We start from the raw sequence: 12,935 nt of genomic DNA, 5'->3' as shown, positions 1-12,935 counted from the left end.
CTAAAATAACGTCAGTTGCGTCGGAGAAAATCGGCGGGCCTGTGCAGATAAGATATGTTGCCTAATCTCGTTTGGTGAAATCTCACGCATAGTCACAACGCTGTCGGGACACCTGATAAAATGACGTGCCCGGTTAAGTGCGACGCCGATTTTCCGCAACTGATCGAAACGCAGTTTGCCAAACTTGCGAGCCTGCACGATTTTCTGTGCGGAGCCGACGCCAATGCCCGGGACCCTCAGAATCATACGGTAGTCTGCGCTATTAACGTCTATGGGGAATTCCTGTGGATGACGGAGCGCCCAACTCAGTTTGGGATCGATCGCTGTATCAAGAAAAGGATGCGCATCATCGAGGAGTTCCGATACCTCAAAACCATAAAACCGCATCAGCCAATCCGTTTGATACAGCCGATTTTCACGCAACAACGGCGGAGGGCTCCCGATCCCAGGTAACCGGCTGTCTTTGCTGACGGGAATATAACCGGAATAATACACCCGTTTTAATCCGTAATCGCGGTAAAAGCGATCAGCTGTATACAAGATATCTTTGTCACTTTCTTCGGAAGCTCCGACCACAAGTTGCGTACTTTGCCCGGCCGGCACAAATTTGGGCACATGACGCATCACCCGGCGCTCTTCATTCAATTGGATCATGGATTTATTCACCCAGTCCAACGGCCTTTTTACTTCATCGTGCGACTTTTCTGGTGCCAGCAATTTTAGTCCTGCCTCCGTGGGCAATTCCAGATTGATGCTCATCCGGTCGGCATACAGACCCGCTTCCCTAACCAACTGCTCACTCGCTCCGGGAATTGTTTTTAAGTGAATATATCCATGAAAGCGCTCTTCTGTTCGGAGTTTCTTAACAATCTGCAAAAGCCGCTCCATGGTGTAGTCGGCACTTTTGAAAATACCCGAACTCAAGAACAGCCCCTCAATATAATTGCGCCTATAGAAATTAAGGGTTAGATCGACCACTTCCTGCACCTTGAAGGCAGCCCGACGGATATCGTTACTCCGGCGCGATACACAAAAGGCACAGTCATAAATACAATGATTGGTCAGTAAGATCTTCAGCAACGATACACAGCGACCGTCTTCGGTATAACTATGGCAAATCCCAGACACATGGCTATTTCCCAGTCCTTTTCCGACATTCTTGCGGGTACCTCCGCTCGACGAACATGAAACATCATATTTGGCTGCATCGGCCAGTATAGCTAACTTTTCTTCTATTCGCATCTCTTTCTTTTTACTAACAAAATTAGCAAAAAGGAAAAGATAATACAACTTGGATATTCAGATTCGCTATTTAAAATCCAACATGCGTTAGGTCCGCGCGATTAAGTCGCCGAGTTCCTGCTGTACGGATTGTCCCTTATCGGCATTGTACCAATTTTGAAGCGCAATTTTCTGGGTTTCAAAGTCTGCTTCGTCTGCTTTTAGCTGATCAAACAATTTTTGACATTCAACCGGCCGTGGCCCCCAAGTTGCCAGGTCATTGCCCTCGGCATCCCGTATAATCAATTTCGGAATCGACTTGCTTCCTTTGGTCAGGTATTCGTTGATACGGAACGGCTCACTATCACGCAGCTCATACACTACCGAAATCAATGGGTTTTGCTGAGCAGCCAACTGTATAAACGGAATGGAATGCGCAGCATCCCCACACCAGGGCTCGGTGATCACCGTCCATTGCTGCGGTTGTGAAATCTTTTTTACTGCATCCATCAGTTGTTCGGACAACTCCCCTTTCTTCAACCACCGATTCATCCGCGACCAATTGAGCTTGGTGTAGTCGAGATAGGCAGCATTGTCATAGGGGGCCTGGGGAACCGTATTATTCAGTATCCGCCCGAATATATCCAAATATGACTGAAAATCCATATATACCTTCTTTTAGTAATCGGCCACAAAGGTACAGCTCCAACCCAATGAATGGGTCGGCAGAATGTCAAATAAGAAGCGAAAAGGAATTCAATTTTTTTTAAAACAACTAAAAAACAATTTTTGTTTATAGCTTTGTTACGTTGAGAAATTTGAGCGCACATATCGGCTTGATTACCTTAGTTTGCTTGGGAATCTTTTTGACACCCACGCAAAGCCGTGCCTGTGCCGAAAAACCAACCAAAACCGAGCATGCGTCCTGTTCATCAGAACAGCCCAAAAAATCAGCACATACCGATTGTTGCACAACCAGCTCCAACGAGAAAGACAATCGTCACCACGATTGCGGGGATAACTGTGCGCACAGCGCTTGCAGATGCAGCACATCAACCTGTTCTTCCAGCTTGGCAATGGTCATCGAATCCAAAGAAAATGATCAGTTTGCTGACGCTGAAAAGAAACAATTCGATTTAAAATCCGCCTATTATTCCTCAGGCTTTTGCTCCATTTGGCTACCGCCTAAAATAAGCTAAATAGTTGGCTGACTAGCCATACGTGTGTCTTGTCGAAAGCGATATCCAGCTTTCGGGAATCCGTTATTCAAACTTATTTATTTAAAATTACTTTCAAATGAACCCGACATGATTAAGATAATCATTAAGCACACAGGGCAATGATTATCTTGATCATCAAAGGCTCCATTTGGCAGCTGAAAAACAAAAAAATAAACAGATGAAATCAATATCAAAACTAGTGATGGTGATCGCCGTATCACTATCATCCATAAACAGTTTCGCACAAATCAAAGATGCGGAAACAGCTACCGTAACGATCTATGGCAATTGCGAGATGTGCAAAGCGACCATCGAGGAAGCCGGGAATGTAAAAAGGGAGGCGAATGTACAATGGGATCAAAAGACCAAAGTAGCTACCCTTACCTATAATAGTGGCAAGACCGATCCAGACGAAATCCTGAAACGGATTGCCTTGGCAGGCTACGACAGTGAAAACTTCCTGGCACCCGATGACGTATATGCCAAATTGCCGGAATGTTGCCAGTATAACCGCGCTTTGAAACCAACCGGCCAAGCCGAAGCGGCACACGCACATCACCAAGCAGCTTCACCTGCAAATACAGCAGTAGAAAACGCATCGCAGCTGCAGCCGGTATTTGACTATTACTTTTCGATAAAAGACGCATTGGTAAAAACAGATGCTCCTACCGCATCCGCAAAGGCTGCTGAATTGGTTGCGGCAATCGGTGCCGTGGAAATGGATAAGCTCACCACAGCCGAACATACCGCGTGGATGAATGTGTTGAAAGGCTTGACGGCTAATGCGGAACGAGTCTCTACATCAAAGGACATTGCAAAACAACGGGAGGCCTTTGCCGCACTTTCCACTCAACTCTATGAACTGGCCAAGGTATCCAAGCAAGATATTGCTGTCTATCATCAACATTGCCCGATGTATAGCAATGGCAAAGGAGCAAACTGGTTGAGCAAGGAAAATGCGGTTAAAAACCCCTATTACGGTGCCCAAATGCTTACGTGTGGCGAAACGGTTGAAATTATTAAATAGTGCTACGCGAGCAAATCAAGAAAGGGTCTATGAACAGATATAAAAATATTTGCTTAAAACTGGCACAAGCCGCACTGCTGCTGCTCCTCTGCACACCAGCTCTATTTGCACAAAAGGTGGTACGCTACGATTTATACGTTAGCGATACACTCGTCAATTACGCAGGTAAAGAAAAACGGGCGATTGCCGTAAACGGGCAAATCCCCATGCCTACACTTACCTTTACGGAGGGTGATACCGCCGAAATCGTCGTACACAACCAGCTTAACGAAAGTACATCGCTGCATTGGCACGGTGTATTCCTGCCCAATAAAGAAGACGGTGTACCCCACCTTACCCAACAGCCCATCAAACCCGGAGAAACCTATACGTACCGTTTTCCCATTATCCAACATGGCACGCACTGGTACCACTCCCATTCGGGGTTCCAGGAACAGATCGGGATGTACGGCAATTTCGTCATGAAAAAACGAGACGAAGATAAAACCTTCAGAAAAGGAATTGATGATCTGCCCACCGTACCCCTGATGCTAAGCGAGTGGACAAACCTCAACCCCAACAACATCAACCGGATGCTGCACAATGCCAACGATTGGGCCGCCATCAAGAAGGGCGCCACGCAGTCCTACGTTGAGGCCATTAGGGAAGGCCAGTTCCACACCAAGGTAACGAATGAATGGAAACGGATGCTGGCGATGGACGTCAGCGATGTGTATTACGATAAAATCCTGATCAACGGTGAAAATGCGCTAGAGCTGAAAACGGTTGATGGTCAAACACTAAAGGCAGGGGATCGCGTACGGTTCCGCATATCCAATGGCGGTGCGTCGTCCTACTTCTGGTTGCGCTACGCGGGGGGTAAAATGACCGTTGTTGCGAGCGATGGTAACGACGTAGAACCGGTTGAGGTGGACAGGCTGATCATTGCCGTATCGGAGACCTACGACGTGGTCGTTACAATTCCGGAAGGCGGGGTGGCGTACGAGTTCCTGGCCACGACGGAAGACCGGACGCAATCCGCAAGCTATTTTATCGGTAACGGCATCAAGCAGCTCATTTCGCCGCTTCCCAGATTGAAGTATTTCGAAGGCATGAAGATGATGAACGATATGATGAAAATGAACGGCGACCTGGATGATATGGGAATGAACATGAGCTTGAACCGGATGGACATGAATGTGGTAATGTATCCCGAGATTACGGGGGAAGCGGGGGAGAAAGTGGATCATAGCAAGCACGGCATGGACACGAATAACGATGCTAATCGGTATGATGCAAACGCACTGGGCGATATCGTTACCTTGAATTATGCCATGCTCAAATCACCACATAACACCACACTTCCCAAAGATGCCCCAGTAAAAGAGCTGAAATTCACCCTCACGGGGAACATGAACCGCTATGTATGGAGCATGGACAATAAGATCCTGTCCGAAACCGATAAAATACCGGTTAAGAAAGGCGAAATATTACGCATCACCCTCTACAATAATTCCATGATGCGTCACCCGATGCACCTGCACGGGTTTGATTTCAGGATCATCAATGATCAAGGGGAAAATGCACCGCTGAAAAACGTGATGGATATTATGCCCATGGAGACCAACACCATTGAGTTTTTGGCAAATGAGGAGGGCGACTGGTTCTTTCATTGCCACATCCTGTATCACATGATGGCGGGCATGAACCGGGTGTTTGCAGTAGGTGATTATCAAAACCCCTATCTGCCCGACAAGGCGAAAGCCTATAACGCCCTGCAGATGGAAAGCAACATGCCGCATTTCATGATCCAGAATGATTTTGCCACCAACGGGAATGACGGTGAAGCCATGCTCCAGAATGCCCGGTGGTCGTTGGGTACCGAGTGGCGCTTGGGCTATAATGCGATGCACGGGTATGAAATAGAGACCCACCTGGGAAGATTTATCGGAAAGATGCAGTGGTTCATGCCGTTTGTTGGTTTTGACTGGCGATACCGGAAAATGGGAATTGACGAACACGAAACCAACTTGTTCGGGCAAAAGAATGAAAAAGATACCCGTCGGGCCGTTAGCTTGGGTTTTATGTACACGTTGCCGATGCTGGTCAATTTCCAGGCTGAAGTCTATCACGACGGCATCGTCAGGCTGTCGTTGATGCGTGAGGATATCCCCATCTCAAAACGGTTAAGGGCCGGGTTCATGGCCAATACGGATCTGGAGTATATGGGCGAGCTTCGGTATATCATCACCAAAAACATCGGTATCCGTGCCCACTACGATAGCGATATGGGTTTTGGTGGGGGGCTTGCGCTGACTTACTAATGCCATATCATCAGAAAAAGCGTCATATGTCCTTTATCGGTTCATATGGCGCTTTTCCCTTTATTCCGATTCCGTGGGCAATACCGGTGGAAACGGGTCAGCGATCACCAGTATGCATTTCGGCCTTTTTTGGGTCTGATCTTTCGACGGCACCTTCTTTTACATACAGGTCTTCCGGAAAGCATACCTCATTAACTTCTTGATCTAGGTTAATTTTCTTTTGAAGAATCCTATTTAATTTTGTTAGGATTGATTGAGCGAAAGTGAGGCAATTGAGACTATTTGATGGATCGTTGTCAATCCGAATTTGATAACTCAAAATTAAAAATATGGAAACAACAAACGTCGTATTAACCGGCAGGCACCGCGGAGAAGTTGAACTCTTTTCCGATGAGAGAAAGGCAGGAAAAATGGACATATCGGTTTCAGGAGATAAGTTGACCGTGTATCATACGGAAGTGGACACGGCATATGAGGGGCGCGGCTTCGCGAAGTTGCTGCTGAATAAGCTGGTATCCTACGCCCGGGAAAACCGACTCATGATTGTTCCTCTTTGCCCGTATGTGCATACGCAATTCAAGCGCCATCCCCAGGAATATGCTGATGTATGGGCTAAATAGAGCATTTACTCAAACACGTCTGCATGGCAGAAATCATAAATAACGGCAGCTGTTTTTGAACATTCTAAATTGAAAAGGTGCTCCGCACACGCTTTGGCAATCCAGCCACCACCAACTCATAACTGTGATCGATAAGTTCCTGAAGTTGTTGATCAGCCAGCTCCCCCTTGCAGATCACTTCGTTCCAATGGCGCTTATTCATGTGGTAGGCCCCCTTTACCGAATGGGGGTACTGATCGCGCAAAGCCACGGCGCGTTCAGGGTCGCATTTCGCGCTGAATGACAGGGGTAGGCTATCCAATCCGGTAAGCAGAAACATCTTATCCGCCACCTTGAATACCAAGGTGTCTGGCCCGAAGGGGCAGCTCTCCGATACTGCGGGTTTACTGAGGCAATAGTCTCGTAATTGTTCGATATGCATGGGATAAAGGTATCACGGAAAACGGAGAATTGGAAATGAAAAATGACACATTGTCATGATGACGTCATCAGTAACCGCCCCTTTTTCCTATTCCAGCTAGAATTGGCATCAAACCCGCGATTGGCATAAGGCTTGTTACATTGAATAAAGCAATTGATTTTATCATCAACGTAGAAAAGGAAATATAGATATGGCAAAAATTATTGGAATTGACTTAGGGACTACCAACTCTTGCGTAGCTGTGATGGAGGGTAATGAGCCGGTAGTCATCACCAACAACGAAGGGAAGCGCACTACACCTTCGATTGTGGCTTTTGTGGAAAATGGCGAGCGCAAGGTAGGTGATCCTGCCAAACGCCAAGCCATCACCAACCCCCAAAAAACCGTCTCCTCCATCAAGCGGTTTATGGGCACCACCTATGACGAAGCGGCGAAAGAGGCTAAGCGCGTGCCTTATAGCATCGTGAAGGGCGACAACAATACCCCACGTGTCGAAATAGATGATCGCAAATATACCCCACAGGAAATTTCCGCAATGGTCTTGCAAAAGATGAAAAAAACCGCGGAGGATTTCCTTGGTCATGAAGTGACAGAAGCCGTGATCACGGTGCCTGCTTACTTCAACGACGCACAGCGCCAAGCCACGAAAGAGGCTGGGGAAATTGCCGGATTGAACGTAAAACGAATCATCAACGAGCCTACTGCGGCGGCGCTTGCCTATGGATTGGACAAATCCAGCAAGGATATGAAAATTGCCGTATTTGACTGTGGTGGTGGTACGCATGACGTATCCGTATTGGAGTTGGGCGACGGGGTGTTTGAAGTAAAATCCACCGATGGCGATACGCACTTAGGTGGCGACGATTTTGACCAAGTGATTATCGATTGGTTGAATGACGAGTTCAAGAATGACAACAATGGCTTTGATTTAAGCAAAGATCCGATGGCATTGCAACGCCTGAAGGAAGCGGCTGAAAAAGCCAAAGTCGAGCTTTCGAGCGCCTCATCCACCGAGATTAACCTGCCCTATATCACGGCAGACCAAACCGGCCCCAAGCACTTGGTGCGCACGTTGAGTCGCGCTAAGTTCGAGCAATTGGCAGATAGCCTCATCAAGCGGACCATCGAGCCTTGCAAATCCGCATTGAAAAACGCTGGTTACTCGCCTGCTGATATCGATGAAATCATCCTCGTGGGTGGTTCCACCCGTATCCCGGCCATCCAGGAAGCCGTAAAGAAATTTTTCGGCAAAGAGCCTTCGAAAGGTGTAAACCCCGATGAGGTAGTAGCCCTCGGTGCTGCCATCCAAGGCGGCGTGTTAACCGGCGAGGTGAAAGACGTGTTATTGCTGGATGTAACCCCGCTTTCATTGGGTATCGAAACCATGGGCGGCGTAATGACCAAGCTCATCGAATCGAACACGACCATCCCGAGCAAGAAATCGGAAGTATTCTCCACCGCTTCGGACAGTCAGCCTTCTGTGGAAATCCACATCTTGCAAGGTGAGCGCCCCATGGCTGCGCAAAACCGCACCATAGGTCGATTCCATTTGGATGGCATCCCACCTGCTCCGCGCGGCGTACCACAAATCGAAGTAACGTTCGACATCGATGCCAATGGCATATTGCATGTTTCGGCGAAAGATAAAGCTACTGGTAAGGAGCAGAAAATACGGATTGAAGCGTCTTCCGGCTTGACAGACGACGAAATCCAAAAGATGAAACAAGAAGCCGAAGCCAATGCCGAATCGGACAAAAAAGCCAAGGAAGAAGTGGACAAGCTGAATGCAGCGGACGCCTTGATTTTTTCTACGGAAAAGCAATTGAAGGAATACGGCGACAAGATCGGTGCCGATAAAAAAGCGCCCATCGAAGATGGATTGAAGAAATTGAAGGATGCCTATGCAGCCAAAGACTTCACGGCCATCGATGCCGCCCAAACCGAATTGCAAAACGCCTGGAATGTGGCATCAGAGGATATGTACAAAGCGTCTCAAGAGGCGGCAGCCAACGGCCAGCCCGAAGGCGAAGCTGGCCAGCCAGCTGGCAACGCTGCCGATGACGTGACCGACGTTGAGTTTGAGGAAGTGAAAGACGACGACAAAAAGTAAGGTCTAGGTCGTTGATCTACATAAAAAAACCTCGCTGGGTAAATCCAGCGAGGTTTTTTTATGTTATATCGCTTTCTAAAACAGCTTTTCGGGATATACCCCGTCGCCGACCAATTTGGCGATACTGGCTTGCACGATGGGTTTATCCTCCGGATAAGTAACCCCAAACCATTTTTGCGAAGTGGGTAGGACCTTAAACGTCGCCTTACCGAGCTTAATCAATTCGTCAGCCACTTTGGGAATCAAAAACTCTGATTTTGGATTGGTTTCATTGGCCGGCACAAACGCCTTAAACAGTTCTTCACTCACTTCAAAAATCGCTGGAGTAAAACCCCAGAAATTCATCGAAACCCTGCTGCTTCTCGGCAGTTCGGTTTCAACCCCATCTTCCTCGAAAAAGATTCGACTTTCCCCGTCCACTTCCTTAAAGTACACCTTTAACCGTTCGTTGATCTCTGTCATGTTCCCCTCATCATCTACCTTACATACCCCGCGTGATACCGATCCGTAGTCAGAAAGGGTCTTGTCTATCTGATAGCCCATCAGCGAAAACTTGCTGTCCGTTACTTCATGGGTCAGGAATTTCGCCATTTTCTCAAATGCCTCATAGCCGTAGAAATCATCCGCATTGATTACGCAGAAAGGCTCATTGACCTGATTCCGTGCCGAAAGGACGGCATGAGCGGTACCCCAGGGCTTGGAGCGCTCAATCTGCTTATCGATACCAAACGGCGTCAAGTCGTAGCTCTGGTACACATAGTCCGTTTCGATTTTACCCGCCAGTTTCGGCTCAAAAATCTCCTTGAACTTGTCCGCAAATTCTTCCCGGATGATAAAGCTTACTTTTCCGAATCCGGCTCTTATCGCGTCATAGATGGAATAATCGATAATCGTTTCGCCATTCGGACCGAAGGGATCTATCTGCTTCATGCTACCGTAACGACTGGCCATTCCGGCCGCAAGAATCAACAAGGTGGGTTTACTCATTACTGAAAATTAAAGTTATCAAATTAACGTTCTTGAAACAGCCAAACTTAGCTAAAATCCGCTTGATATGAAATATAATCTCAACGTTTCCGCCGAAACATAGCCGCCAACAAGCCATTGGCAAGTTTAGCCAGCAATTTGGTCCCTTCTCGTGCCAATGTTGTTGTCGCCGCTTTCTGCGCCGCCTCCAATGGTGTCTGCCGGGTGCTTCTCCGGCCGATGGTTTTCGTATTTTGCTTCTCAACTTGCGCCTTGGCAGTTTCTGCAGCATGGGCCTGCATCTTCTCGTCGAGGATTTCAGCGGCGCTCCGCCGGTCTACTGCTTCGTGATACTTGGTATAGAAAGGCGAGGCATTGACCAATTGACTATAGCGCTGCGCATCCACGGGCCCCATCACCGCACGTGGCGGTATCAGGTGGGTGGCCACCACTTCCGTAGGAATACCTTTGTCATTAAGCACGGTGATCAGTGCTTGCCCCGTACCCAACGAGGTAAGCACCCTGTCGATTTCATAAAAGTCGGAGCGAGGATAAGTCTTTACCGTTTTGCGCAGCGCCTCGGCATCGTTGGGTGTAAAAGCCCTCAGTGCATGCTGCACCCGGTTGCCCAGTTGCCCCAATACACTTTCGGGAATATCGGTGGGTGCCTGTGTGCAGAAGAAAACGCCTACACCCTTCGAACGGATAAGCCGCACGATCTGCTCCACCTGGGTGAGAAAGGCTTTCGGCGCATCCTTGAACAAGAGGTGCGCCTCCTCAAAGAAAAATACCAGCTTAGGCTTATCCAGATCACCGACTTCGGGCAGACTTTTAAACAGCTGCGCCAAGAGACTCAATAGAAACGTAGAGAACAAGATAGGCTGATCCTGGATGTCCGAGATATTCAGCAAGCTGATTACCCCTTTTCCATCCACGCGTCCAAACAGGTCGTTAATATCGAATTCCCGTTCACCGAAAATATCCGACACGTCTTGTTGTTCCAATGCGACCAGTTTACGTAGCATTGTCCCTGACGTGCTGCCGCTGATGCGGCCGTAACTATCCTTGATCTCCTCAGCACCCGGCCCATCGGTGAGGTAGGTGAGCAATTTCTTCAGATCCGCAAAATCCACCAACGGCAATTGGGTATCTTCGGCATACTTAAAGACGGCAGCAAGTACCCCCGTCTGTGTGTCATTGAGATCCAAGATACGGCCCAGCATTACCGGACCGAAATCCTCGACAGTGAGCCGCATGGGATTACCCACTTTTCCAGTAAGCGAAAAAAGTTCTACCGGAAATCCGGATGGTACAAACGGCCACTCCAATGCCTCACCGCGTTCCACCAGTGCCGGGTTCGATTCACCCGGTTGGTCCAATCCGGAAAGGTCACCCTTCACATCCAAGAGGAATACCGGTACGCCAGCATCCGAGAGCTGTTCAGCGATCAGTTGCAAGGTACGGGTTTTCCCGGTGCCTGTAGCCCCCGCGATCAAGCCGTGGCGATTCATCATTTTAAGGGCAAGGTTGACCTTAGCCTGCGCTACGACCTCGCCATCCAGCAAACCCGCACCCAAGAAAATAAATGGTCCCTTCGGATTGTAGGAGGCTGCTATTTTTTCTGCAAACTTGGATTGGTCTCCCATAACGTATGTACTAGAAAATAAGGGGAAAACTACATACTTCCATGGGGAATTGCAAATCCTGTGAGCTAGAATTTCATCAGACTATTTTAACTTATTGTTTTGCCACTCCTTTCGCCTGCACGCCTATCCGGTAACCGTATACGGCATACCAACCAATCATTAAATAGCAAGGGATGACCAGCCAATACGCCTGATGGGCATCAAACCGGTCGGCCAGCCAGCCATAAAGCAACGGGATGACCGCCGCCCCCGAAATGGCCATCACCAACAACGAAGATCCCATCTTGGTAAATTTGCCCAACCCTTCAAGCGCCAACGGCCACACCGAAGGCCATACCAGGGAATTGGCCAACCCCAATAGCGCGATAAAAACGACCGATACGACACCATCGGTTGCCAAGGCGCCCAAACCGAACAAGACTCCGGAGATTGCACACACCTTCAGCGCGGTGCGTTGACTCATAAATCTCGGGATGCAGATAATACCAATCAAATAACCGACAAGCATCCCGACAAGGGTGAAGGAAGTGAAAAACTTCGCTGTGGACAATGGGATACCCAAAAATGCGCCATAACTGATGATGGTATTGCCAGCTATCACTTCCACACCCGTATACACAAAGAGGGTGAGTACACCCAGTAGCAGGTGAGCGAATTGGAAAACACTGGTTTTGGAGGTTTCTGCCTTTTCAGCCGGATTCCCTTCTTCCAACTCTGTCTCGTCAATTTCCGGCAGTTCCGAACGATAGACGAATACCGCGAGCAATACTAGTGTGGCCGTAATGACGAGATAAGGGAGGATAACTTTTCCGGCTAGCCCATCCAACAACGCTGTCTTTTCGAAGCCGCTCAGCATCTGCAACTGATCTTTGATACCGTCTGCATCACTCAAAATAATCGCGCCAAGAATTGCGGGAGCTAAAATACCTGCAACACCGTTACAAATCCCCATGACACTGATACGCCTGGCGGCACTGTCTATGGGCCCCAGAATCGTGACATAAGGATTTGACGCGGTCTGCAACACGGCAAGTCCGGCGCCCTGGATAAACAGTCCCAACAAGAACAACGTGTATTCCCGATAACTGGCCGCTGGTACAAACACGAGAGAGCCAGCCGCCACGAAAACTAATCCTGCCGACATCCCCTTCTTGAAACCGGTTATTTTCAATAACCATCCGGAAGGCACAGCCATCACAAAATAGGAGATGTAAAACGCAAACGCCACCAGATAGGACTGGAAATTATTCAGTTCGCAGGCAAGCTGCAAATAAGGGATCAGTACCGAACTCAGCCAGGTGATAAAACCGAAGATGAAGAATAAAGCGCCTATGATGAGCAGCGGATGGAGCGTACCCTTTTTTTTCTGCGTTGCGACATGAAGAAGTTCCTTCATTAGCT

Annotated in this window: 10 protein-coding genes; 4 read left to right on the top strand and 6 right to left on the bottom strand. The window is 48.4% G+C overall.

The window, feature by feature from the left end; genetic code table 11:
* Together IEV98_RS08530 and IEV98_RS08525 are read right to left on the bottom strand one after the other, a co-directional pair.
* Positions 1-1,242 carry a putative DNA modification/repair radical SAM protein gene (locus tag IEV98_RS08530; RefSeq protein WP_188505433.1) on the bottom strand — a complete coding sequence of 414 codons (1,242 nt, stop codon included), beginning with the start codon at positions 1,240-1,242 and terminating at the stop codon, positions 1-3.
* A gap of 87 nt (positions 1,243-1,329) precedes the next feature.
* The gene (locus tag IEV98_RS08525) at positions 1,330-1,887 is read right to left on the bottom strand and encodes a thioredoxin family protein (RefSeq protein ID WP_188505432.1); all 558 of its coding nucleotides are present in this window, start codon (positions 1,885-1,887) and stop codon (positions 1,330-1,332) included.
* Positions 1,888-2,619: 732 nt separating this feature from the next.
* Here IEV98_RS08525 and IEV98_RS08520 point away from each other — a divergent pair.
* From IEV98_RS08520 to IEV98_RS08510, 3 genes are all read left to right on the top strand, one after another.
* On the top strand, positions 2,620-3,468 hold the full coding sequence (locus IEV98_RS08520) for a DUF3347 domain-containing protein (protein WP_188505431.1): 849 nt from the start codon (positions 2,620-2,622) through the stop codon (positions 3,466-3,468).
* Positions 3,469-3,497: 29 nt separating this feature from the next.
* Entirely contained in the window at positions 3,498-5,771 is a 2,274-nt protein-coding gene (locus tag IEV98_RS08515; RefSeq protein WP_188505430.1) for a multicopper oxidase family protein, read from the top strand.
* Between the two features lie 329 nt (positions 5,772-6,100).
* Positions 6,101-6,391, top strand: a complete 291-nt coding sequence (locus IEV98_RS08510) for a GNAT family N-acetyltransferase (RefSeq protein WP_188505429.1) — start codon at positions 6,101-6,103, stop codon at positions 6,389-6,391.
* Between the two features lie 64 nt (positions 6,392-6,455).
* Here the strand turns inward: IEV98_RS08510 and IEV98_RS08505 are convergent, their stop codons facing one another.
* Positions 6,456-6,812: an MmcQ/YjbR family DNA-binding protein gene (locus tag IEV98_RS08505; RefSeq protein WP_188505428.1), complete on the bottom strand. Its 357-nt coding sequence runs from the start codon at positions 6,810-6,812 to the stop codon at positions 6,456-6,458.
* 190 nt (positions 6,813-7,002) lie between these two features.
* Here IEV98_RS08505 and dnaK point away from each other — a divergent pair, with 190 nt between their 5' ends.
* The gene (dnaK, locus tag IEV98_RS08500) at positions 7,003-8,922 is read left to right on the top strand and encodes a molecular chaperone DnaK (RefSeq protein WP_188505427.1); all 1,920 of its coding nucleotides are present in this window, start codon (positions 7,003-7,005) and stop codon (positions 8,920-8,922) included.
* Positions 8,923-8,997: 75 nt separating this feature from the next.
* On the opposite strand, the gene IEV98_RS08495 is transcribed toward dnaK, so the two are convergent.
* The 3 genes from IEV98_RS08495 to IEV98_RS08485 all read right to left on the bottom strand — a co-directional run bounded on the left by IEV98_RS08495 (position 8,998) and on the right by IEV98_RS08485 (position 12,930).
* Positions 8,998-9,909 carry a nucleotidyltransferase family protein gene (locus tag IEV98_RS08495; RefSeq protein ID WP_188505426.1) on the bottom strand — a complete coding sequence of 304 codons (912 nt, stop codon included), beginning with the start codon at positions 9,907-9,909 and terminating at the stop codon, positions 8,998-9,000.
* An 80-nt stretch (positions 9,910-9,989) separates the two neighbouring features.
* Positions 9,990-11,534 carry a helicase HerA-like domain-containing protein gene (locus IEV98_RS08490; RefSeq protein ID WP_188505425.1) on the bottom strand — a complete coding sequence of 515 codons (1,545 nt, stop codon included), beginning with the start codon at positions 11,532-11,534 and terminating at the stop codon, positions 9,990-9,992.
* 91 nt (positions 11,535-11,625) lie between these two features.
* Positions 11,626-12,930, bottom strand: a complete 1,305-nt coding sequence (locus IEV98_RS08485; protein ID WP_188505424.1) for a sugar MFS transporter — start codon at positions 12,928-12,930, stop codon at positions 11,626-11,628.
* Positions 12,931-12,935 lie beyond the last annotated feature (5 nt).

Source organism: Parapedobacter pyrenivorans, from assembly GCF_014636865.1.
Lineage (GTDB): Bacteria > Bacteroidota > Bacteroidia > Sphingobacteriales > Sphingobacteriaceae > Parapedobacter > Parapedobacter pyrenivorans.
The sequence above is the reverse complement of the archived record's forward strand: the minus strand, read 5'-3'. Positions and strand labels throughout refer to the sequence as shown.